A 24190-nucleotide genomic window follows, 5' to 3' on the forward strand; every position below is an offset into this window, starting at 1 on the left:
AAGAAAAAAGCATTAACTTTCATTTTATTATTACTACCCTTCATAATAATAGTGGTTCTTTCCCATTTTTTAAAGGTAAAGTTATTTTAGTTCTCCAAATATAAATGAATGGTACCATCTTGTTTGATAACACTATCCACTTCAGGTAATTGATTACCAATTTTAGTCCCTTCTCCATGCCATTCAATACGGAATGGATAAAATTGCTTGGCAATATCATCCTTTGTTTGACCAATAAAATTCGGTACCTTCACAGTAATTGGGTCACCATAACGATAATCCTTTTCCAGTTGTTCCTTCGATTTTTCAATACCTACAAAAGGCGCAACATCCTCAATAATTTGCCCCACTATAGGTGCTGCTACAACACCACCAAACTGGGTTGTCTTTTTCGGATTGTCAACAGCTACATAGACAACAATTTGCGGATTGTCTGCTGGTGCAAAGCCAATAAAGGATACGATGTATTCTCCACTTTTATAACGGCCATTTTCAACTTTTTGCGCTGTTCCAGTTTTACCACCAATTCGCAGTCCGTCTCGAAAGGCTTGTCGACCTGAACCATTCGCTACTACTGATTCCAAAGCACCTCGAACCTTAGCAGAGGTTTCTTCACGAATTACCTGATTTTTAACAACTGGTTGCGTTTCTTGTATGACTTCACCTGTATTTGGATTAAATACCTTTTTCACAACATATGGCGTATAAAGCTTGCCTCCATTTATGGCAGCAGCTACTGCTTGAACTTGTTGAATAGGTGTCACGGCTACCCCTTGCCCAAATGAAGTGGTGGCCTGCTCAACAGGACCAAAGGCATCCTTGGAAAATAAAATACCCGATGCTTCACCAGCTATATTAGACCCTGTCTTTTTTCCAAAACCAAAGTCTTTAATATATTGTAGTAATCGCTCATTGCCTAGACGCTGACCTAATTCTATAAAGCCTGGGTTACAGGAGTTCTCAACCACCTCTAAAAAGGTTTCATGCCCATGTCCTTCACGTTTCCAACAGCGAAGCTTTGCTCCCGCCACCATCGTATAACCTGGATCATAAAAGGTTTCATGCTCCAAATCCACTAAGTTTTCTTCCAACGCAGCACTAAGGGTAATAATTTTAAAAGTAGAACCGGGCTCATACGTCATCCATACAGGTAAATTTCGATTGTAGATGGCTGGCTCTACTAATTGATATTCCGCTGGGTGGAAAGTAGGATAAGAGGCTAATGCCAAAATTTCGCCAGTGTTTGGATTCATCGCAATCGCTAGTGCTTGGTCAGCTTCATAGCGCTTCATTGCTTGCGATATTTCGCGCTCTACGACTTGCTGTACATCAACGTCAATTGTTAGCTCAATCGTAGCACCATCTTCTCCTGCTTTCCAAGCACTTGAAACATTAGGCAAATTATTACCTTTTGCATCTGTAAAGAGACGGATAGCAGAAGAATTAGCCTGCAGAAATTTATCATATTCATATTCAATCCCAGCTAATCCTTGGGCATCATACCCCGTAAAACCTAAAAATCGAGATAATAGCGTGCCATAAGGATAATCCCTAGAATAATCAACACCACTATACAATCCTTCAATTTGCATGCCTTGTAATTCTACTGCTTTTTCATAAGGTATATTTTTGCCTTCAGGTGCTAGTTTCACTAAGTACGCTTTTTTTTGCATTTTCTCTAATAGCTTCGCTTTATCCACTTCTAGAACCTGGGCAATTTTTTCAGCAGCTCCTTCAATATCATCACTTTGTGAAGGCATGAAATATAAAGTAGGCGCTAGCTTATTAGTTACAATACTCTCTCCATCTCGATCTGTTATATGCCCTCGTTCATTCGCAAATGGAATTTCCCTGTCCCAGTTCTCCTCTGCCTTAGTAGTCAATTCTTTTTGATCTAACACTTGCAAAAAGAACAACCTAACAACAATTGCCACTGCTACACACATAAACAACACATATAAAATACGTAAACGCTTTTTAGAATGGATAGAAATCCACTTCATTCGACATCACACCTTGTTTTTTACAACGTATGAAATAAAGTGGACTTCTATTCAGTATTATTCATCCTCTACTTCTTCAACTTCACCCTCAGAGGCAGCTTCAACGTCTTGTACAAAGCTTTCAGCAGGTGTTTTGAGCTTAACAACAATCGGGGAACTATCAGTGATGACGGTTCCAGCTGAAACGCTTTGACTTGCTACAAAACCTTCGCCGAATATTTCCATCTCTAGTCCAGTCATAGATTTGAAGACTAGTAAATTACGTAATGACCAATTCGTAAAGTCAGGCAATGTTACCTCGCCATCTGTCTTTAAAAATACAAAACTACCTTTTACCAGCTTTTGAGTGTTCGTTGGATATTGTTCAATAATTTTACCACCACTACCAACAACAATTGGTTGTAAACCATCATTGGCTAATTCTACTTCAACCGCTTCAGCACTTTGACCTGTAAAGTCCTGAATACTGACTTTATTGACATGTTGAACATCGTCTGGGTTGATATTAAGGTGCTTTAAGCTATTTAACATAACTGGATTAAAGACTTTTGATACTGGTACAGATCCAAGCTCATTGTTCAGCTTAGGTTTTTTCACTGAGACATATACAATTAGCTGTGGATCATCTACAGGAGCCAAACCTAAAAATGAATAAAGGTATTGGTTTGAAAGATATCCACCACTAGCTTTCGGAATTTGGGCAGTACCCGTTTTCCCTGCAACCTCATAATCCTCCAATATAAAATCCTTAGCTGTACCATATTCTGATGTTAACGTTGAAGCTAGGATTTCTCGTACTTGTTTCGCTGTATCAGCTTTAATCGGCTGTCCTTTTTCAACAGGCTCATGATTTTGAATAATTTTCCCAGTAGAAGAATCAACAATACGGTCGATAACATACGGTTGCATCATCTTGCCATCATTCGCAATAGCAGTCATCGCTTGGATTAACTGAATAGGTGTTACTGTAGAACCTTGGCCGTAAGTTGTTGTTACTCTTTGAATAGGGTACTTCGATAAAATAGTACCCGTTGCTTCATTCGGTAAATCAATACCCGTTTTGTGCCCAAAACCAAAGCGGTCTAGATAATCAATAAATACATCATCGCCAATCTTTGTTAATAAATGGGCCATAGCAGTATTGGCAGAGCGTTGGAACCCTTGTAAATAAGTGATATAACCCCAACCATATCTATTGTGATCTCGAATCGTACGGTCAAACACTGTATATGATCCTGATTTAAATGAGTCATTCGGTGTCCATTTTCCCGTATCGATAGCTGAAGCAAGCGTGAAAGTTTTCATCGTCGAGCCAGGCTCAATTGTCTCCTCAATCACCTCATTCAGCCACTTCATATTTTGACTATCACGTGTTTCTGGGTTAAATGTAGGACGCTGTGACATTGCTAAAATCTTTCCAGTCTTCGGATCTGCTACTACCGCGGTCATGGACTCAGGATTATATTCCTGTTCAACCTTTGTCATTGCTTCCTCTAAGAAGCTTTGGATTGTTTTATCAAGTGTTAAATAAATGTCGTCCCCATTTTTTGCAGGTGTAATCATTTTCTCACTGTTTGGAAGCAAATAGCGGAAAGCATCTGTCTCATATTCCACCTTGCCATTAACGCCTGTTAATTCTTTATCATACGTATATTCTAGACCCATTTCTCCCTTGGTTGTAACCGTGCCATCTTCATTATCTTTTTTGAGAGCATAGCCAATTAAATGCGAGGCAAATACACCATTTGGATAATACCGTTTTAAGTCACTCACAAAGAGAATTCCTGGTAATTTTTCTTCCTTTATTTTACTCATGACCTCGTGACTAATGCCACGGCCTGCGCTACCAAACTCAACTTGATATAAAGGTTCACCATCACTTCTATATCGATTGTTCAATTTTTTAACAATCTCGTCTTCCTTTTCCTTCATCGCTGGAATATATTTCGCTAGTACTTTTGCCGTTTTCTCCGAATCCACTACATGACGAGGATTCTTTGGATCTGTTGTAGCCTTTTCGCTTACAATGGCAATCATGCGATAACTCAATGTATCCTCTGCAATTACTTGTCCATTTTGATCATAAATCTTCCCACGATTAGCTGTAATTACACTTTCCTTACCATACTTAGCTGCTGCTCTCGCTGCAAGCTCTTGTCCTTCCACTTCACCTGTAGCCTGTAATGTCACCATTCTTGTGAATAATAGAAAAAAGAGCCCTCCATAAAAAATTAATAATAGAAAGGCTCCCCATTGGAATCGAAATCTCTTTTTTTTCATTCTCCCGGCACTACCTTTACATTTTTCTCATTTTGAGTTAAACCGAGTTCTTTGGCTTTTTTCCATATGTTTTCGTATGTAGAAAGTTCACTTACACGAACCGTTAAGTCAACATTCTGTTTCGCAATCTCTTCTGCTTCTGATTCGATTTTTTGAATGTCTATACTTGTTGTTTGAATCGCTGCTTGTTTATTTAATACAAGAATTCCTAGTACAGCAATAATGCCAATTAAAACAATTAGCATTGTCTTTTCAAACTTCTGGTTCGTTTTTTTACGACGTATGATAGTGGGTTGTGGACTAGGTGGTGTTATCGGTTGTTGCACTTGTTGATGTTGGTGCTGTTGCCTTACACGAACTGCTGCCATTTACTCACGCCCTTTGTCGTTAATTTTCTCCACCACTCTAAGCTTCGCTGAACGCGCACGATTATTAACTGCCAATTCTTCATCAGAAGGAATAATAGGCTTTCGTGTAATAAGCTTTAAAGTTGGCTTCATGTCATCAGGAATTACAGGTAAATTTGGCGGTAATTCCGGTAATGATGACGCTTCCTTAAAGATTGTCTTGCATAGGCGGTCCTCCAATGAATGGAACGTAATGACACTAATGCGCCCCCCTACGTTAATCATATCAATCGCATCGACTAATGAATCCTCTGCTGCGCCTAGCTCATCATTAACAGCAATTCTTATTGCTTGGAAAATGCGCTTTGCCGGATGTCCACCTTTTCGGCGTGCCGCTGCTGGAATACCCTCTTTAATTAATTCTACAAGTTGACCAGTTGTTTCAATCGGTGCTGTTTTTCGAGCCTCTTCAATTTTACGGGCAACTTGTTTAGAAAACTTTTCTTCTCCATAACGGAAAAATATACGAACAAGATCTTCGTATGCCCATTGATTAACAACATCTGATGCTGTCAGTGTTGCAGTTTGATCCATACGCATATCAAGTGGTGCATCGTGGTGATAACTAAAGCCTCTCTCAGGTGTATCTAATTGTGGAGAAGATACGCCTAAGTCATATAAAATACCATCAACCTGCTTAATGCCATGAGCTAATAGTTCTTCTTTTAAGTAACGGAAATTCGAATGGATAAATGTAACACGCTCTATATAAGGTGCTAATCGAATTTTCGCATTTTCAATAGCCGTCATATCTTGATCAAAACAAATTAAGCGGCCTTTATCTGATAATTGTTGTACTAGATATTCACTGTGTCCCGCACCACCTAGTGTACAGTCCACATATACACCATCAGGATCTATGTTCAACCCATCAACAGTTTCTTTTAATAACACGGTTGTATGATCGAACATACCACTCGCTCCTCTCAGGCCTTAACCTCATTCAACTATCACGTTGTAATGCCTATTACAAGTTAAAAATCAAAGCCAATCATATTTTCTGCAATTTCATTAAAAGATTGTTCAGATTCACTAAAGTAAGCTTCCCAAGCATCCTTAGCCCAAATCTCGATTCGATTTGAAACACCCAACACCACACATTCTTTTACTAGATGCGCATGCTGCATAAGGGTAGCTGGGATGTTGATACGCCCCTGCTTGTCTATCTCTACCTCTGTTGCTCCAGAAAAGAAAAACCTCGCAAATGCTCGTGTATCTTTTTTGGTCATTGGTAAACCTTTTAATTTCTCTTCGAGTTTTCGCCATTCATTCATAGGATAGCCAAATAGACAGTTATCGAGACCTCTTGTGACAACAAACGTTTCGCCTAAAGCTTCACGAAATTTTGCCGGTACGATTAATCGCCCTTTCGCATCAACGGAGTGTTGATATTCTCCCATGAACATACTACTCACCCCACTTTATTAAATAATGTACCACATCCCCCCACTTTCCTCCACTTTTTTTAAAAAAAACTTGACATTTTATCACTTAATATGCAATTAGACCTTTAGGAATTTTTTTGACATGTGCTAAATGATACAAAAAAAGAGCCACCCCTGGTAGGATAGCTCTTTAAATACTATTTATCTCGACATTATTCATCAAATTCACAGGATATCAAATTACTACTTAGGTAAAAAGTATCTGTTTATTAATTTTATAAATAAAGTAAATAGTGGTGTTTACCGATGCTATAATTTTGCTTCAGCATTTCAGTAATTAACATAGGTCCAAACTCATTGAAATATTGATACGGATTAAAGGATCTCTCTTGGAAACCATCATTCGGATATAATTCATTTTGCAATGTCATAAATTTACGAATCGTCGTTTCATGCTTACCCAATACAGTTTGTTCAATTTTTTGCTGTAGATAGTCAAATTGCTTCGCATGATTTTCTTGATTTTTCTCAAGAATCTTATCTAATTGCAGATGTTGTTTCTCTAAATAGGAGGCTAGCTCTTCATATTTTTCTACTAACAACTGCTGCATAGCTTGAATTTGACGTTTGGCTTCACTGTCCTGTACATCTGCAATAAAACGTTCTTTCAGGTGTAATGCTTTCCCTTCCCATACGTCAGTAACAGTTAGTTGATGCTCGCGTAATAATTGCTCTACATGACGAGTGACAATAGTTATATGTAGGCGCGGAGCAAAAATCGGCATTTGTAAATCTAGCACTGAAAATGCATTTTTCAGTGTCGCCCAATAAGCTAGCTCTCCTGGACCTCCAACAAACGCTAATACTGGCAATGTCATCTCCTGCATCAATGGGCGAGTTACTACGTTATTACTTAAACGTTCAGGATGATTATGCGCCACTTCTAATAGCTCTTCTTGTGTAAATTTAAGGTTTGCCGCTAAATTAACAAACAGATCATTTTTTCTTTCTAAAAGATGTCGCTCCCCATCTTCTACGTAAAATAAATTGGCGGCTTCATATGTTGCTAAAATAGGCTTACCATAGCCAGCACGTTCAAGCTCTTGCTCCTTTTCCGTTACTACTCTAGCAATTTCTTCATTGGATTGAATAATTTGAGCAAAATATTTATGTTCAAATTGACGGAATTCAAAGTTAGCGGCATCGATTAATAATAAGCCTTCCTCTTTGAATAATTGATTCATTAGACAGGCAAAGAAATCTGTAAATGTTTCACTATTGTTCAATGCGTCAACTAATTGCTTAATCAGCGTTTCTGTATACTCTGTTTCTCCAATATCACGAATAATTGTATTAATTAATTGCGTCATCGACTCTTTGTTGAGGGCTGTTGCAGAAGCCATCGTTTTACGTCTAGAGCGCTCCCCATAAGCTCTTTTTTTCAGCAATTCCCCATGTACCGTATAGGTGTGATTGATTTCTTCTAAGTCATGATCTTCTCCAGCTATCCAGAAAACAGGAATAACAGGCTGTTGAAGCTTCGTACTTTGCTCTTTCGCTAATGCAATAACTGAAATAGCTTTATGAACGGAGTAAAGAGGGCCTGTTAAGATACCTGCTTGTTGTCCACCAACTATTACCATAGCTCCTTGCTCTAGTTGTTCTAAATGTTCATTCGTTTTTTTGGATAACCCCAGCGGCTCCATAAATTGACGGATGATTGTTGTTAACTCTTTTTGATCACGGGAATTTCGCGCTAAATGCTCCGCTCTTTTCTCAAAAGCTTGATCATTGTATTCATACTCAAAAAATTGATGAATGGCAGTATTTGGCGACCAGTAATCTGCTAGTACATGATTTTTTATAGGTACTTGGATTGACTCCAGTTTCATTTAACATAAACTCCTCTACTCACTAAATCATTTCCTTACTCATAACAAGAAATTGAATTTCATTCATACTATGCACATGAGGCTTTCAATGTTGCCTTGACATTCAAATTGCTCAAAAAAATCCGCGGCATCTATTAGCGGCTTTTAGGCAACAATGTTGCAGCAGACATTTCGATTTAAAAGCCATCATTCTCCCTCGAGAAATATTTTCTATACCTAACTTTGCTTTCGGTAGAAAAAAACATGCGCTGGTTCACTTCCTCATATCACTGAACTACACTTCTAGTTTCGAAGGTTTATGAATGCAATCCATATTCTCATCCCCACAGAATGATTTTTATAACTATTTTAATGCTATTATTTTAACGCTTAAAGCTTCAACATGAAAAGAAAATGCTTAGACAACCTGTAAATATTCCATAATGGATTGGATAACACCCACGATACATATCACCAGATAAGCTGTACTAAGTATTAAGAATAAAAAACGCCAAATTTTCTTTAATAACGGCTTTACTTCTATTTCCTTTTTAGTCCGCCAATCAATATATGTAAAAATCATGGCCATCATTATCGCAAGGATCACTAAAAGCGCCCCAACATTCACACGCCAAAGCACACCGATAGCTAACGGAACAGAAAAAAACAAGCACAATGTCGTAACATCAGAGGCTGCTCCAAAAGCATGTGTGCCTCGAATTTTAACTTTCCTGCCAACCAGATAAACAATTACGAAAAGAACAATTGGACAAAAAATAATGATACTAATAACTATATGTAAAAGGTCTTTCAACTTCTTTCACCGCTCTCCTCTATTGCAAGCACTTGATGATATAAAGTACGCAAAGTAGGTAAATTATGACCGTTTGCTAAAGCTTTATTTAGAATGACACCAACAATTGTTTCGATTTCACTTTTTCTCCCCTGCAGACGATCCGCTAGCATAGATGAAGTATTGTTGGCCGTTTTCCTACATAAGTCTATCACATCACTAAAAGATATGGTGTGTTCAATATCTTCAAAAGCTTCCGTAAGCTCTCGATAAATATTTTCTAGCAGTAAAAATGCTTGTTGATTAGTCACTAACTCTCCGTTCTTTACTTGCAATACAGCTGTCAATGGATTAATTAAGCTATTAAGTACCGCTTTTGCAAAAAGCATTTGCTCTGCTTTACTAGCCAATTCAATAGGAAATAAGGAACGTTGTAATTGTAGTAGCTGTTGAAAAGCCTGGTGTTCTCCTCGTTCTATTGCTATTTTAAATAGCCCTACTCCTCTATGTTGAACCGTTGAATGGTCCAACAATTGAGCTCCAAAGGTCACTGAACCAAAGGCGATATTTTTTTGTGGCAAGAGTAGTGCCTCCTCAAAATGCGCTAAGCCGTTTTGCATAAAAAGCAACGGCATTTCACTTGAGAATAAGGCTAATTGATTGTAGAGCTTTTGCAAATGTCCGTATTTAACAGCAATCACTAGTAAATCTTGCTTTGGTAGATTAGCCAAATCTGTAGTAGCAACAATCCTTTGCACAGTTTTAGTCCCATCAACGTTGATACGTGTTAACTTCTTGGCATTTAGTTCAATTACTTGTTCCTGCCTTCTGGCAACCAACGTTACTGGTACACCAGACTCCGCTAAAAAACTTGCTGTTAATTGACCAACTGCCCCTGCTCCAATTATCGCTACTTTCATTGTCTACACCCTTTCCATCTTTACTGATCAATGTTCCTCGATGTCACCACATCCATATTATTCCAAAATACTCAAAACACTCTGTGATACTTTGAAGCAACACGATACTATTCACACCATCAAAAAGGGTGACGCACTTTTTGGCATGCCTCCTATAACAGTAGACTTTAAAACACCCATCTGATGCTTCACCTCTGAATAGTATACATTCATAAAACTATAAGAATAAGGTGCCTTAGAATACATCTAAGGCACCTTCTACGCAGGTTCTTTTATTATACAGGATAGACTGATTATTGACGATATACAGAAAGGGTTTTATGTCCATAAAAGAAAAGCAATGTAATTCATGTTCCAAAAACCACGTAATCATAATTTTAATCTTTCATTAATGAATAACCTTGCTGAAGCCATTTCACTAGCTTCTCATGCTCATTTTGCAATTCCCGATGCTTCATTTCAAGCGTTTGATAAGCCTCCGTTAATTCGTCAAAACTTGTCAACGCTAATTTCAAATGACTTCGCATAGATTGTTGGGGCTGATTTCGCACAGCTAGTAGTGACTGACTATATTGACCACGCAATGTTTTATTCCATCGGAAGCCACACGCTTGTTTTGTACGACCTAGTTCTATGGCCGCCATTTCAAAGGCCTCTAGCTGTGTTTTGCCATTTTGCACATTATGCAATACGATTTCTGCTAGTCTTTCATCATCTTCCTTTGTCCATTGATCTTTTCTTTTTTTCAATTCCATAATCTATCACCCTCGCATTTTTTACTACTATATGCAAAAGCAAGCAAAATAGAATCATTGCATGAAAAAAGACAGTGATGATGTTTTCACTCTCAACACTGTCTTTATACATTACTTATTATTCTTCTTTGTCAAGAAATTATTAACCGCTTGATGGTGCGCTTCACTTTCCCACAACTTTGCACAGGTACGAACTTCTTCCATCACACGCTCATACATATTTCGTTCACGCCACTTTCTAAGCTCAATCTCCTTATAAGCTTTATGAACAGAAGGATGAATTTTTCGCATATGTTCAATAAAATCGTTCAAGGCATCTTCTTTTGAGCCTTCAAAAACACGCATAGCCCATCCTATCTCATATAATAATTGCGCAGGGTAAGGCTTCGCATCCACGAGCATCTTCATCGCACGATCATGACGCAAACCTCGTTCAAATAAATATGTACCGCCACCCCAGCCACTTGTAATGGCTAGTGTTCCTTGGATAAATCCACATTTCGCATGGCTAGCTACTAAACGAAAATCACAAGCTGTTGCAATCTCACAGCCCCCTCCAACAGCGGTACCATTTATAAGTGCTATAGTTGGTACAGGAAGCGTAGCAAGGTCATATAATATTTTCCCCATCTTACTTAACATACCAAACGCCTCATCCTCTGTTTCCAAAGAATGAAACTCAGATAAATCCCCTCCTGAGCAAAACGATTTATCGCCAGCACCAGTCACTACTAAGAAACGCACATCTTCATGCCCACGAATATATGTAATGACTTCTTGAAGACCGTTCATCACATCATCATTGACAGCATTCCGTTTCTCTTCACGGTTAATGGTAAACGTCATAATGCCATCATGATTGTCAATCGTATAAGACATATTACTACCCCCTTTGTCGCAATGAATAAATTGTATCACACAATTATTTCACTATTGTAAAGAACTTCATAATCAACGAAATATTCCGTCTTTTTAAGCAAACAAAAAGGCTAGTAAAGAGCCATGGTCTCTCTACTAGCCTTTTAAGTGAGCAAACACTGTATTATTTGCTTACTACTTCTTTACCTTTGTATTGTCCGCAAGCTTTGCAAACACGGTGTGATAATTTAGCCTCACCACAGTTAGGGCAAGTTACCATACCAGGTACAGATAATTTGAAATGCGTACGACGCTTTCTTTTTGCAGTTTTAGAAGTTCTTCTAAATGGTACAGCCATTGATGGCACCTCCTTACAGATCGTCTATTCGTCTGTTTGATCAAAATACTTAGCTAAAGCAGCTAGTCTTGGATCCACTTTTTGTTCGTCAGCTTTTTTGTGTAGCTCTACGTCTTCATCTGTTGCATAAGACCAATTTTTACCACCATGCACTTGTCCTTCAGAATCTTCCTTGAACACTTGCATTGGTACCTCAAGCAAAACTAATTCCTCAAGAACCGGTTTCATGTCGATGACTTCACCGTCAATATAGTGAATGTCTCCGTCATCGTCTCCTCGTTTATCTTCGTCAATCCAGCTAAAAATTTCAACTGTCTCAACTTCAATTGGAAACTCAACATCCTCCCATGTGCGAGCACATGGTAGTGTTAACGTTGCTGTCACAGTTAACTGACATGTCATTTGCGATGCACCAAAAGTACATAGCCCTTTTACATGAACGGGCGAAATTGCTCGAATATCCTGGTTTCGCTCCATCACTTCATCCAGCTGGACAAAGGCATCGATTGGCATCCCGTTTTGGCGGTATTTAGATAATTGATGAATTGACCATTTCATTCGTTTAATCACCTCGAGACAACACTGTTGATTATATAATGTGTAAAAATAGATGTCAAGATAATTTCTTGTCACCACTTTAAAACCCACCTATAATTATATACTATGAGAAGTGTATTTACTCCTAACAGTTTAAAATAAAGACACAAATTATAAGGGGGAGAAGCATGCAAGCAGTTGGAATTGTTGTTGAATATAATCCTTTTCACAACGGACATGCTTATCATTTAGAACAGGCTAAAAAAGCAGCACAGGCAGATCTCGTAATCGCTGTTATGAGCGGCACATTTTTACAACGTGGAGAACCTGCCATGGTAGATAAATGGACACGTACTAAAATGGCGCTTTCTGGCGGTGTAGATATTGTTATTGAACTGCCTTATGTCTATAGTACAGCACCTGCTACAGATTTCGCAAAAGGAGCCATTTCCTTATTAAGTGCTGTTGGTTGCAACTCTTTTGCCTTTGGAAGTGAAGACGGCTCTATACAGCCCTTTCTAAACACTTTCGAGCTGATTGACAGCCACCGTGCAGAATATGACCTGTTCATTAAAGACAGCCTTAAAACAGGTGCCAGCTACCCAAAAAGCCTACATTACGCCTATGAACAGCTTTCTCAGATGTACCCTGCTCCATACATCGATCTTGCACAACCAAATAATATATTGGGCTTTCATTATCTTGAAGCAGCGAGGGCACTTAACAGCAACATTAAACCATTAACAATTCCTCGCGTTGCAGCAGGATATCATGATGCATTAAAGGAAGATGCATCGATCGCCAGTGCCACTGGCATACGTAAAGCCCTTGCCTCTACAAATTCTTTACAAAGTGTACAAAATGTTGTTCCTACAGCTACTTTTGATTATTTAACAGACTGGCATACAAAGTATAACCAATTTGCAAGCTGGGAAACATTTTGGCCGTTATTACAGTTCACCATTATAAGACATACCCCTTCAGAACTTACTCGTTATGCAGAAGTAACAGAGGGCATAGAAAACGCAATTGTAAAAGCAGCCAAAAACAGCTCTACATTTTATAGCTTTATGGAAAAAATAAAATCTAAGCGTTATACTTGGACCCGCCTTCAACGGATGATAACACATATCTATACAGGGTTTACCAAAAAGCAGCTTCAAAGTTTTAACGCGCCCTCTTTTATTCGGCTATTGGGTATGAGTTCGACAGGACAAGCTTATTTAGGTCAGCAAAAAAAGAATATAGAATTACCCTTAATCAGTCGAGTTGCAGCTACAAATGATGCGATGTTAGCTATCGATATACATTCAGCAGAGCTTTATAATTTAAGTATCGAGCAAGGAACAAAGGATTTTACGCTGCCGAAGGATTATCAAACACCACCTATTCGTTGCTAAAGACATCAAAAGGGATGCTAAAGTCCTTTTAGCATCCCTTTATATTATTTTGGTTGAAGTTGCTTTAAATAATTGATAGCATCGTCAACGCTCTTCACTGGAACGATTTTCATTTTTGTTTTAATCTCTTTGGCCGTTTTGACAGCCGTTGCATAATTCGATTCTAGCTCTGGGTACTTCGCTTTCATTTCTTGAGAGATTTCATCATCTGGTGCAAAAAAGATTTCCATGCCGTCACGATCAGCGGCAATAACCTTATAGTCTATTCCACCAATTCTTCCAACAGATCCATCTATTAGCATTTCACCTGTTCCAGCAATTGCATAGCCTTTTGTTAAATCTTCATCAAGTAATTGGTCTAATATTTCAAGTGTAAACATCAGTCCAGCAGAAGGTCCCCCTATATCCTCTGTTTTCATCGTCACTTTCGGATTAGTTTCAATCGATTTGCTTTCAGTATAAGAAATACCTAAACCCGCTCTATGTTCTTGGGCGTTAGGAATTTCCTGTAGTGTAATAGTCTCCTGGTGTTGTTCTTCATTACGTATAAATTGAATGGTTACCTTATCGCCAAGCTGCTTAGGTTTTAATAGATCCACAAGCATTTGCTGGCTAGTTATTCTTTGTCCATCAACCTCGACAATTTCATCACCCGCTTTTAAAATACCGTCCGAAGCTCCTCCGTCTAAAACGTTTAATATGAATACACCATTAAAAAGTACCTTTGTCTCTAGCCCTGCTCTTTGGAAGGCTACATATTTGGCATTAAATTGTGAATCAGACATTAACTTTAACTGTCGAATATTATATTCCTCATCATCCTCTAAAGGATTTCGTACTTGTTCAATATCCATTAGCTTTTGATATTTTTGAACTTTCGCCCACAAATACGAAAATGGTGTGGCTTGCTGCATAGCAACTGTCATTAAACTTAAAGACCCCTCACTATCTGCCTCTTTACTATCCACAGTAACAAATTTACTGACATCATAGGCACTGCCAGGTTTCATAATATACGCGTCTAGTCGGTATAACATCATAAAACAAATCACGACTATCAACACTGCATAAATACTAATTTTTTTCTTCACTTGAAAACACCTCCTAGGACGCTTGCAAAACCATACGTTCATGTTTTTGCCTTTCTCACATATATTGATTTTAGCATTTGCCTATGTGAATGACAAAAAGTTGAAACGAGATGATAACATGTTTGCTACAATTCAAATAGTGCTCTGCGTAATTCTAATTCTCTTACTCTTGTTATTCCCACAAACCGCTCACAGTGGTACTGATTTAGGCTTAAATCTTTTCATGGAAGCACTTTTTCCGTACTTATTGCCGTATCTTGTGTTAACACAATGGCTTCTGCGTTTAACAGCCCCTATGCGTACCAAAACAAAAAGGGCTTCTTTATACGTACAAGCCTATATTATTAGTGCTCTTGGAGGCTATCCAACTGGTGCAACCACTATTGTTTATTTGAAAAATAGTGGTCAATTACACCCTAAAGAGGCAAATTTCTTGCTAGCTGTTTGTCATGCACCTAGTCCACTTTTTGTATTAGGTTTTGTAAGCCTTGATTTACTACACAGTAATACGTTTGGATGGTTGTTTTTATGTTTACTACATACGTTTAATATTTGTTGCCTAGTAACTGGCTACTTTTTCTTTCGCAAAACTGATTCACCTAATATCTCCGTACACAACACACCACTCTATAGTGCTCCATTTTCGGAAAGTATTAAAGAAACAGCCCCAACCATTCTACTAGTTGGTACAACCATCATCTTTTTCACAACGATTCAAACCATTGTACAACAAGGCTTAGATCAGCTGATACCAAAGCTTCCCTATACGATTGAGCTTTCCATAGCAGCTGTTCTGGAGGTAACGAACGGTCTTAAAATGACAGTTACAGCATTTCCAGATCTTCCTTATATCCATTTACTTGTTGTGATTTTGTTAACGATGCAAAGTATAAGTATTCACTTACAAATTTTTGTTATCGCCAAATCTGCAAAACTTTCTGTACGACCTTATATTAAATTCCGCCTCCTTAGCATAATCATTGTACCAACTATTTATGCTCTATTTTTTCTAAAATAACAATCGCTCTAAATATCAAAAAAGAGGATGTCATCGTTCTTTTGACATCCTCTGCATCCTTATTGTGTAAAACCATATTTTTCTTTTAAAGCCTTTACGACACATGTAGGGACTAGCTCGTTAACATCACTACCGTATTTCGCAACCTCTTTTACTATACTAGAACTTAGGAATGAATATTGATTTTTCGTCATGATGAAAAATGTTTCGATTGTTTCATCAAGGAAACGGTTCATAGATGTAATTTGCATCTCATATTCAAAATCTGAAACTGCTCGTAAGCCACGAACAATTGCCTTCGCCTTTTTTTCCTTAGCATAATCAATCAATAAGCCTGAAGAACTCTCTATACGAACATTAGGTAAGGTTTTTGTCACTTCAGCCATCAAAGCCATACGTTCCTCTACAGAAAACAAAGGATTCTTTGCTGAATTGTTTAATACTGCTACATATACGATATCAAACACATCAGCCGCACGTTTAATTATATCTAAATGGCCGAATGTTACAGGGTCAAAACTTCCAGGAACTACAGCAATTTTTTCAGACAACTTATTCTCCCTCTTCCTCTGTACAGCGATAAACAGAAATAATTGTTCCGCCATAGGTTTCTTGTCTTGTTAAAACAAACTCCCCAAAATTTTGAGGTAATCCTATCTCTTTTGCATGTTCACATAAAATAATACCATCTTGTTGTATTTTACGGTTATCGACCAAAATCTGTACGAGGTCATAATATTCCTGCTGATGGTAAGGTGGATCTAAAAAAACGAGTTTAAATGTAATATCACGCTTTAATAGCGCTTTCACAGCGCGCTTTGCATCTATACGAAAAAGCTCTGTATATTCTTCATAACGGCATTTTTTTATATTTTCTTGTAGCACCTGGAATGCTTTAGGATCTTTCTCAATAAAAATAGCACGTTCTGCTCCTCTACTTAATGATTCAATCCCCAAGCCACCGCTTCCAGCAAACAGATCTAACGCTAAACCTCCATCAAAAAATGGCCCAATTATATTAAAAATGGACTCCTTTACTTTGTCAGTTGTAGGCCTTGTCGTATTTCCTGCTATTGCTTTAAGCGGCATTCCTTTGCGCTCTCCTGCTACAACTCTCATATCAGCATCTCACCGTACTTTCGTCTATATAAAGTATTTTGCAGCGAAAGGTTGGCCCTCCGCTGCAAAAGTTATTGTTGCTCTTGTTTTAATACTTGAATACGCTCATCCTTTTTTTGTAGTTCAACTAGGAATAATCGCTGTAACCAAGCTTCTTCTACATAATAATGATCAGCAATCTTAATGATTGGTTCAGAGATAGTCGAATACCTACGCTGGTTGAATACATAAAATCCAGGCTCTTTAGGGAAACGGAATGTACGATGCTCACTATTTACATAATAGCCATTCTTTCCTTCCGCAGCTGAGTAGCCGAGGTAAGGCAATAATGTATCTGCCGTATACAATACCTGTCCCTCATAGAGAATAACATGAACATCTTCCTTCAATGTATCATCCACATAGACATCACGTGCATCCTCAAATAAAAGTGGATAGGTTCCATTTTGCTGAGCTGCATTTAATGTAAAATAAGATGTCTTGGCATCTAATACCTGTGATAAGTACTTGTCCATTGTATCTGGTGAAATCGATTCATCTCCAAGCTTTTTCAATGTTTCCTGCCAAGCTTGTTGTTGAGCATCCGTCATGTAATCATTTAATGTCTTGATGATTTTCTTTGTTTTTTCTCCACCAATTGGATCGCTTATTAAATAGGATGCCACAACCTCAGGCAACCATTCTGGGGAATCTACAAAATTATATTGTGATTTGATTTGTGATAAAATTACTTCTTGCTCTACAGCTTGTGCAGTAAGTGTTGGTAAAAATAACAATCTTTCGTCATGAACTGCTACTGGACTTTTTTCTTGAATAATTGCAATATGCTCATCACTTAGAAGCTGTAAATTTTTTAATGACTTTAGAAAATCATTAGGGACTTCTTGCTGGGCATAAATTGATAACACCGGTGTCTGTTCTTGCGCTTTAAGCTCCCCGGCTTGCCAATATAAATCTTGAACAGTACCGTTTCCTCTAAACATTGTGTAATTGACAAGTACAAGTTGTTGTTGACCTACTAGGGGCAAACCCGTAACCCATTGTCCTTTCACCTTACTGTCTGTAGAAATTGAAACAATTGAATACGATGCTTCACCATTTATAAGTGTAGCAAAAACATTTTGAAGGAGCATCTTATTTTTTAAGCCACCCTCAATTGGAATTATGTATGACACAGATTGTGATTTTGTCTCCCCTTTTGCAAAGTAAGAAACTTCATCTGATAAACGATCACAGCTTTTTTCATTTTCAATAAAGCAACTAGCGTTTGTTGCTTTTTCAGGCCATTTAATTTTCACCTTTTGATTTGGTAGGTTTTTAAAATGTTGACGAATATCTAAGCTATTTTCGCGATAGACAATTTCTATTTCCTGAGAATAATGAAAATCCCCTATGCCTGTTTCTAAATCAGATGAATAAGCATGGTATTGGAAAAATACCGTTCCTGTAATGATTAGTGCTAAAATAGAAAAAAAGCTTAATGCAAATTTCATGTGCTTGACCTCCCGCAGCATGATACTATGAATATTGGAAAGGATGTGCAATTATTATGCCACAACAATTTATAGAATTAGGTGAAGGCTATGGTGATGTTTACGAGCTACTCGAAATTATTAAAACCAACCAGGAACGTTTTCATCAAGCCTTTTTACTAACATCTACAAAAGAAGACAAGAAGGTGATTTCTTTAGCTGTCGCCCTTAAACCAGTCGGCGAAAGTAAGTTCATGCCTATTTATATTTGTCGAGAAGGCATCCCATACAATGAAGAACAGCCAACACAGCGACAAAAAATGTTTGAAGCACAAATAGAACAACTCGGTCGAAAAGCAGTAGTTGTAGAAATAAAGCACTCATCTATATTTTCGGAATCAAAACTATTTTATCAATACTTAATAGGTATATTAAGACTAAATAACTATATACCTGCATTAACATAAGTTTATAGACCTACTTTGTAGTCATATTCCTTTGCTTTATCTGGTTTTGCATTTTCATATTCAGTTTTTACAAAAGGACGATAAGACGCCACAACGTCTTTCACAAATGGAAGGCGTTGTAGTTTTGTTGTCATCATGTCAATATCCTCACGATCGCAGTAAAGCACTACGTATTTTTGCCTTCTAGAAATATAAAGAACATGACCATATTTCCGAAGTGACTTCGCATGTTTTAATTGATGGACGTAAACGATTAGCCCTTGTCGTTCGTTCATAGTGGATTCCCTCATTTCTTACATAAAAGAATACCATAGACCAGAAAATGATAGCAACAGAGTTTAGCTGACAGAACGCTCAATTTTCCGTTATAATGGAAAAGCATACGACGTTGAACATCGTGAAGATGAATCAGTTGTTTTAATTAAATTCAATTGTAGCATCATTACAGGAACAGAAGAATGCTGAAAGATGATCATGCCTCAAATGAACCCTTTACAAGACATTTGCACCTCCATAATGATTGTTTTTCAAATAGGATGGCAAAAATCGGCATAAAAAAATCATCATTCACTTATATAACTAATTTTAATAGTAGGCCCTGTACTTACTACTATTGATTAAACAATGAATTCACTACTACTTTTTATATGAGGATAATTGTTAAGGAGGACGAATATGGGTAAGAAAACAAAAATTGCGCTTGCAATTGCAGCAGCAAGTGCAGCAGCTTGGGCAGGCAGTAAAGCTATTTCAAAACCACAGCAACGCGAAGGTAAACAAGCATTACAATTCGAACGCCCCATAATTCTTGCACATCGTGGCGGAGCTCTTTTAGCACCAGAACATACAATGGTTGCATTTGAAAAAGCTGCACAGCTAGGTGTCGATGGCTTTGAAATCGACATTCGCCTAACAAAAGATGAGGAAATTATTGTTTTCCATGACGAGACAGTTGAACGTACAACGGATGGCTATGGTCTCATTGCAGATATGACGTTGGCAGAAATCAATGCCTTGAACCACGGCTACCAATTTGAAGATTTAGAGGGAAATTTCCCATATCGAGAGGATAAATTAAAAGTCGTAACTTTACGAGAGTTGCTTGAAGCCTATCCAAATATGTTAATCAACATTGATATCAAAGATGCTCCTGATACGTACGAAGGGAGTCTGATGCCTTCTAAACTTTGGCGCTTAATTGAAGAACTTCAAGCTGAACATCGTGTTGTTATGACAAGCTTTTATGGTGAGCAAATAGATCGTTTTAATTTATATGCTCAAAATCAAGTAGCACTTGGTGCAGGTGAATCAGATGTCAGAAAAGCATTTGCTTCTTTCTCAAGTCAGTTTGGACATTTATATCACCCTAAAGTGGATGTTTTTCAAATCCCTCCAAAGTCAGGGGTTATTGCATTAGATTCTCCTAAATTTATTCAGTTTTTAAACAACCTCAATATTCCTGTCCACTATTGGACAATCAATGACCTAGATACGATGAAAAAATTACTCAATAATGGAGCAAAGGGCATTATTACAGATCGTCCGGATATTGCAGTTGAGTTATTACAAGTTCAAGAGTCTAAATAAGACTAGGAATGAAAGGGAAGCACACTGAACTGATGTGCTTCCCTTTCATGTAAATGTTAGATCCATTATTACTTCCCATTACAGTAATACTTAAGTTAAATAATCTATGATTGCATCAGTTACTTCTTGTAGTGTGGCAGCTCCACCCAAATCAGGCGTTTTTATACCCCGCGCTAATGTTTGCTCTATAGCATTCAATATCCTTGTTCCCACATCTTGATAACCAAGAAAATCGAGCATCATCTTACCTGTCCAAATTTGTCCAATAGGATTGGCAATTCCTTGACCAGCTATATCTGGTGCAGAACCATGGACAGGTTCAAACATTGATGGATATAGCCCTTCAATGTTTAAATTTGCTGCAGGTGCAATACCAATGCTTCCCATAATGGCACCGCCTAGATCTGTCAAAATATCCCCAAATAAATTCGATGCTACGATAACATCAAAATTTTCTGGCTTCATCACTAAAAATGCCGCTAGTGTATCAATATGATTAGATGCTTGACCTACCTCTTCATATTCTTTTCCTACTTGAGTAAACACTTCATCCCAAAAAGGCATGCTATATGTAATCCCATTTGATTTTGTAGCACTTGTCACATGTCCATTACGTGTTTTGGCTAATTCAAATGCATAGCGCATCGCCCGTTCTGTACCCTTTCTTGTAAAAACAGCATTTTGGATTGCCACCTCATCTTGTCCACTATGTATTCTTCCTCCGCTTTCAGCATACTCCCCTTCAGAATTTTCCCTTACAACAATAAAATCAAAATCATTTGGTTGTCGTAAAGGTGATGGTAACCCTTGAAGTAGCTTTGCAGGTCGTACATTAATAAATTGCTGTAGCTCACGTCGAATTTTAATGAGAAGGCCCCATAATGATACATGATCCGGAACCAAGTTAGGCATACCAACTGCACCTAAAAATATTTGGTCATACTGTTTTAACAGCTCAATGCCATTATCAGGCATCATTTTTCCTGTCTCTAAATAGTATTCACAGCCCCATGGAAAAATTGTCCATTCAAATTGAAAGCGTCCATCTAACAACGCTGCCTGATCAAGAACTTTTATTGCAGCTGGCACAACCTCTTTTCCTATTCCATCCCCAGGTATTACGGCAATTCGATAAGTTTTCATTAATGCTTCCTCCTTGAATTTAATTATAAAAAAGACTGTAAACTAACTCAGTTATTGCCTTCGAGTTGTCTACAGTCTAGAAGAGATATGTTATATACACATCCTATTTACGCTGAGCAAGAGCATGAACCGCCCGAGCCACATCCACCTCCACAAGATGAACCAGATGCAAAGAATGGATTACTAACAGGAACTTTTACCGCTTCAGAGACCGTTTTTCCTATTAATAGGCTAATCTCATCCAGTAAATCCTGAAAATCGTTTTCAGCAATTTTCAAGGCTGAAACTTTCTCATTTAAGTCAAGTGCCCTTTTCTGTTGGCGAATCGACTTCATAATTGTATGGTAGTCCGGATGATATTTTCCGAAACGTTGTACATCTTCGTACTGCTCTTTCATGCGATTAAATGCATATATAGCCTCTACAATTTGTGCATCACTATATACAGCTTCATACGCTTGTTGTAGCGCCATCGCAGGTTCTGAGGAAAGAATCATCTCACAAAGCGCTTCCGCCTCATCCAAAATGATTACCCAGTCAGAGGTCATCATCATCTTTAATTCCCCCAATCTCTTTCCCATCATAACAGATTTTATGGTAATTTTACATTAATGATAATTTTAATGAAAGAGGTTTTCCAAATGATGACAACATCTAAGGAGCAGGTTGAACAGTTAGTGGCCGAGATTTTACAAGACAGTACCGAGGAAGATGAAGAAGTTTTATTACATCTTTTAAATGGCCTACGGGAGAAACAGCAAGGCATTCACCGTCGTTATATTAATGCTACTTTACATATGGTAGGTAAATTTGAGCCTGAGGTCAGTGAGGTCCGTATCCCTATTACACCGGTCATCCATAATACGATAAAGGTGCCACACGGAGGTATTGTTGCAACGATTGCTGATGCCGCTATGGGAGGGCTTGCTTCGCGCTCTGTGCCTGAGGGCTATAATGTAGTTACTACGAACATGAATATATCGTATATTGCTACCACTACAAATAAAGAATTGATTGCACGTGGTCGTTTTGTTCATAAGGGACGCCAAACGCTTGTCATGGAATGTGATGTTGAAGATGAGACTGGTCGAAGGCTTGCCATTGCTACAGGATCTTTCTTCGTTATTCAGCGTCGTCCGTAATTAAACTCGCAAAATAGTCTTTAATACATTGTTGATCGGAAAAAGGGAACTTTTGATTTTTAATTTGCTGTGTTTGTTCATGCCCTTTTCCGGCAACAAGGACAATGTCTCCCTTTTCTGCCTTTGCTAATGCTTGATGGATCGCAAGTTTGCGATCTAAATAAATTTCATAATATTGTTGCTCTGTAAATCCAGCAATAATACTTTCATTAATCACAATAGGATCTTCATCACGAGGATTATCTGTTGTTAAATAAATAACATCAGCATATTTACTTGCTACTGCCCCCATTGCAAAGCGTTTCGCCTTGTCTCGATTTCCTCCACAACTGAAGACAAGGTAAATTGTTTTAGAGCGATCAAAGGTTTGCAATACCGCTTGCAATGCTTCTGCTGTATGGGCATAATCTACATAAACATCAATTCCTAATGGATTTTCAATCTTCTCTAGCCTGCCCTCTGGTAGCCTTAACGACCACATATGTCCAACTATATCTTCCATAGGGACACCTAAGCGCCATACAGCCATTAAGGATGCAACAGCATTTTGCACATGGTATTTACCGACAAAAGGAATTTCTACAATATGCTCACTCGCGGAAGTCTGTAAACAAAGTACGGTTTTTCCAACTGATTCACTGACGATTTGAATATGTAAATCATTGTGATTATCAAAACCAAATGAGCAAGATTTTTTCTTATCATAAATACCAACAGAACGGCAAAAATTATCATCTCCATTTAATACTAGCTTTTTTGATAAATCCGCTAAACGTTTCTTGGCACGTTTATAAGCTTCTAAACCTCCATGATCTTCTAAATGATCTTCTGATAAATTTAAAAATACACCACAGTCAATGTCACAATGATCGAGCCTATGCTGCTGCAACCCCATTGAAGAAGCTTCTAATACAACATGGGTCACACCTTTTCGCACACATTGCTTAAGAATGGGGTGTAATTCTTTAGCTTGCAATGTTGTTAATTGCTCATAAGCCGTTTGTTGTTTCTCACCATTGATGAAAAAGCCAACCGTTCCAATAACTGCTGCATGTTTATGTAGTGCATTTAGAAGCTGACTAACAAAATGGCTCACTGTCGTCTTTCCATTTGTACCTGTAATGGCGATAACAGTTAAAGCTTCTGCTGGAAAAGCAGCAAGCTTCGCACTTGCATACGATAAAAATAATGCTGTATTTGGAACCCATACAAAAGGAATTTCTTTATCTATTATTGGCAAAGAGATACTTTCTTCTGAAACGATGGCAGCAGCTCCACGTGCCAATGCCTCTTTGACAAACCGACTTCCCGATGTTTTTTTACCTTTTCGCACAATAAATATATCACCAGGTTGTACCGCCTGTGCATAGTCCTCTACACCAGTAATTTCTGTCCGTATAGATCCTCCCGTCACGCTACATGGCCAGTCTTTTAATAACTCTGCTAATTGCAAACCTCATTCCCCCTTTCAGTTCTCTATCATATGATGGCGTTTGTAACGGTGTGACGAAAAATGTAGAAGCCTAAAAGAAGGAGAAACTCCACATAAAAAATGAAGACAAGCCCGTCTGTTGAAAGCTTGTC

At 38.0% G+C, this 24190-nt stretch carries 25 protein-coding genes; 5 read left to right on the forward strand and 20 right to left on the reverse strand.

The window, feature by feature from the left end:
- Positions 1-86: 86 nt before the first annotated feature.
- The 12 genes from ACMGGO_RS18145 to ACMGGO_RS18200 all read right to left on the reverse strand — a co-directional run bounded on the left by ACMGGO_RS18145 (position 87) and on the right by ACMGGO_RS18200 (position 12188).
- Positions 87-2003, reverse strand: a complete 1917-nt coding sequence (locus tag ACMGGO_RS18145; RefSeq protein WP_048394665.1) for a stage V sporulation protein D — start codon at positions 2001-2003, stop codon at positions 87-89.
- A gap of 57 nt (positions 2004-2060) precedes the next feature.
- Positions 2061-4283, reverse strand: coding sequence for a penicillin-binding protein (locus ACMGGO_RS18150; protein ID WP_115673792.1), 2223 nt, complete (start codon positions 4281-4283; stop codon positions 2061-2063).
- The gene (gene ftsL / locus ACMGGO_RS18155) at positions 4280-4651 is read right to left on the reverse strand and encodes a cell division protein FtsL (RefSeq protein WP_004224836.1); all 372 of its coding nucleotides are present in this window, start codon (positions 4649-4651) and stop codon (positions 4280-4282) included. The genes ACMGGO_RS18150 and ftsL overlap by 4 nt, the downstream gene beginning before the upstream one ends.
- Entirely contained in the window at positions 4652-5602 is a 951-nt protein-coding gene (gene rsmH, locus ACMGGO_RS18160; protein ID WP_048394669.1) for a 16S rRNA (cytosine(1402)-N(4))-methyltransferase RsmH, read from the reverse strand.
- 62 nt (positions 5603-5664) lie between these two features.
- Positions 5665-6096: a division/cell wall cluster transcriptional repressor MraZ gene (mraZ, locus tag ACMGGO_RS18165; protein WP_004224832.1), complete on the reverse strand. Its 432-nt coding sequence runs from the start codon at positions 6094-6096 to the stop codon at positions 5665-5667.
- A gap of 254 nt (positions 6097-6350) precedes the next feature.
- The gene (gene bshC / locus ACMGGO_RS18170) at positions 6351-7967 is read right to left on the reverse strand and encodes a bacillithiol biosynthesis cysteine-adding enzyme BshC (RefSeq protein ID WP_420282117.1); all 1617 of its coding nucleotides are present in this window, start codon (positions 7965-7967) and stop codon (positions 6351-6353) included.
- Between the two features lie 397 nt (positions 7968-8364).
- Positions 8365-8760, reverse strand: a complete 396-nt coding sequence (locus ACMGGO_RS18175; RefSeq protein ID WP_048394673.1) for a DUF3397 domain-containing protein — start codon at positions 8758-8760, stop codon at positions 8365-8367.
- A complete protein-coding gene (locus ACMGGO_RS18180; RefSeq protein ID WP_387254941.1) occupies positions 8757-9659 on the reverse strand; it encodes a ketopantoate reductase family protein in 903 nt (300 codons plus the stop codon). Before ACMGGO_RS18180 ends, ACMGGO_RS18175 begins: the two co-directional genes overlap by 4 nt.
- A gap of 377 nt (positions 9660-10036) precedes the next feature.
- On the reverse strand, positions 10037-10414 hold the full coding sequence (locus ACMGGO_RS18185) for a transcriptional regulator (protein WP_004224822.1): 378 nt from the start codon (positions 10412-10414) through the stop codon (positions 10037-10039).
- Positions 10415-10525: 111 nt separating this feature from the next.
- Positions 10526-11293, reverse strand: coding sequence for an enoyl-CoA hydratase/isomerase family protein (locus ACMGGO_RS18190; protein ID WP_305193122.1), 768 nt, complete (start codon positions 11291-11293; stop codon positions 10526-10528).
- Positions 11294-11456: 163 nt separating this feature from the next.
- Positions 11457-11630, reverse strand: a complete 174-nt coding sequence (gene rpmF, locus ACMGGO_RS18195) for a 50S ribosomal protein L32 (protein WP_004224819.1) — start codon at positions 11628-11630, stop codon at positions 11457-11459.
- A gap of 24 nt (positions 11631-11654) precedes the next feature.
- Positions 11655-12188, reverse strand: a complete 534-nt coding sequence (locus tag ACMGGO_RS18200; RefSeq protein ID WP_004224818.1) for a YceD family protein — start codon at positions 12186-12188, stop codon at positions 11655-11657.
- 167 nt (positions 12189-12355) lie between these two features.
- Between ACMGGO_RS18200 and ACMGGO_RS18205 the strand changes: the two genes are divergently transcribed.
- Positions 12356-13567 (forward strand): nucleotidyltransferase, encoded by a 1212-nt coding sequence (locus ACMGGO_RS18205; RefSeq protein ID WP_259950993.1) that lies wholly within the window; start codon positions 12356-12358, stop codon positions 13565-13567.
- A 44-nt stretch (positions 13568-13611) separates the two neighbouring features.
- On the opposite strand, the gene ACMGGO_RS18210 is transcribed toward ACMGGO_RS18205, so the two are convergent.
- On the reverse strand, positions 13612-14658 hold the full coding sequence (locus ACMGGO_RS18210) for a SepM family pheromone-processing serine protease (RefSeq protein ID WP_048394679.1): 1047 nt from the start codon (positions 14656-14658) through the stop codon (positions 13612-13614).
- A gap of 118 nt (positions 14659-14776) precedes the next feature.
- Here ACMGGO_RS18210 and ACMGGO_RS18215 point away from each other — a divergent pair, with 118 nt between their 5' ends.
- A complete protein-coding gene (locus ACMGGO_RS18215; RefSeq protein ID WP_231595723.1) occupies positions 14777-15676 on the forward strand; it encodes a hypothetical protein in 900 nt (299 codons plus the stop codon).
- A 59-nt stretch (positions 15677-15735) separates the two neighbouring features.
- Here the strand turns inward: ACMGGO_RS18215 and coaD are convergent, their stop codons facing one another.
- The 3 genes from coaD to ACMGGO_RS18230 all read right to left on the reverse strand — a co-directional run bounded on the left by coaD (position 15736) and on the right by ACMGGO_RS18230 (position 18288).
- Entirely contained in the window at positions 15736-16227 is a 492-nt protein-coding gene (coaD, locus tag ACMGGO_RS18220; protein WP_004224812.1) for a pantetheine-phosphate adenylyltransferase, read from the reverse strand.
- Between the two features lies 1 nt (position 16228).
- Positions 16229-16795: a 16S rRNA (guanine(966)-N(2))-methyltransferase RsmD gene (gene rsmD, locus ACMGGO_RS18225; RefSeq protein WP_048394681.1), complete on the reverse strand. Its 567-nt coding sequence runs from the start codon at positions 16793-16795 to the stop codon at positions 16229-16231.
- A 71-nt stretch (positions 16796-16866) separates the two neighbouring features.
- A complete protein-coding gene (locus ACMGGO_RS18230) occupies positions 16867-18288 on the reverse strand; it encodes a hypothetical protein (RefSeq protein ID WP_048394682.1) in 1422 nt (473 codons plus the stop codon).
- A 56-nt stretch (positions 18289-18344) separates the two neighbouring features.
- On the opposite strand from ACMGGO_RS18230, the gene ACMGGO_RS18235 reads away from it, so the two are divergent.
- Entirely contained in the window at positions 18345-18734 is a 390-nt protein-coding gene (locus tag ACMGGO_RS18235) for a DUF7147 family protein (protein WP_036077099.1), read from the forward strand.
- 2 nt (positions 18735-18736) lie between these two features.
- Here ACMGGO_RS18235 and ACMGGO_RS18240 read toward each other — a convergent pair whose 3' ends face one another.
- Complete coding sequence (locus ACMGGO_RS18240; RefSeq protein WP_004224806.1) at positions 18737-19009, reverse strand: YlbG family protein; 273 nt, start codon at positions 19007-19009, stop codon at positions 18737-18739.
- A gap of 400 nt (positions 19010-19409) precedes the next feature.
- Here ACMGGO_RS18240 and ACMGGO_RS18245 point away from each other — a divergent pair, with 400 nt between their 5' ends.
- Positions 19410-20321: a glycerophosphodiester phosphodiesterase gene (locus tag ACMGGO_RS18245; RefSeq protein ID WP_420282118.1), complete on the forward strand. Its 912-nt coding sequence runs from the start codon at positions 19410-19412 to the stop codon at positions 20319-20321.
- A 90-nt stretch (positions 20322-20411) separates the two neighbouring features.
- Here ACMGGO_RS18245 and ACMGGO_RS18250 read toward each other — a convergent pair whose 3' ends face one another.
- Positions 20412-21464 carry a tartrate dehydrogenase gene (locus ACMGGO_RS18250; RefSeq protein WP_259950995.1) on the reverse strand — a complete coding sequence of 351 codons (1053 nt, stop codon included), beginning with the start codon at positions 21462-21464 and terminating at the stop codon, positions 20412-20414.
- A 107-nt stretch (positions 21465-21571) separates the two neighbouring features.
- Positions 21572-22018: a YlbF family regulator gene (locus ACMGGO_RS18255; RefSeq protein WP_004224800.1), complete on the reverse strand. Its 447-nt coding sequence runs from the start codon at positions 22016-22018 to the stop codon at positions 21572-21574.
- 87 nt (positions 22019-22105) lie between these two features.
- On the opposite strand from ACMGGO_RS18255, the gene ACMGGO_RS18260 reads away from it, so the two are divergent.
- Complete coding sequence (locus ACMGGO_RS18260; RefSeq protein ID WP_066037197.1) at positions 22106-22606, forward strand: PaaI family thioesterase; 501 nt, start codon at positions 22106-22108, stop codon at positions 22604-22606.
- On the opposite strand, the gene ACMGGO_RS18265 is transcribed toward ACMGGO_RS18260, so the two are convergent.
- Positions 22587-24059, reverse strand: coding sequence for a UDP-N-acetylmuramoyl-L-alanyl-D-glutamate--2,6-diaminopimelate ligase (locus ACMGGO_RS18265; protein WP_048394690.1), 1473 nt, complete (start codon positions 24057-24059; stop codon positions 22587-22589). The genes ACMGGO_RS18260 and ACMGGO_RS18265 overlap by 20 nt on opposite strands.
- Positions 24060-24190: the final 131 nt, after the last annotated feature.

The organism is Lysinibacillus sp. BNK-21, from assembly GCF_048684915.1.
Classification (GTDB): Bacteria; Bacillota; Bacilli; order Bacillales_A; family Planococcaceae; genus Lysinibacillus; species Lysinibacillus capsici.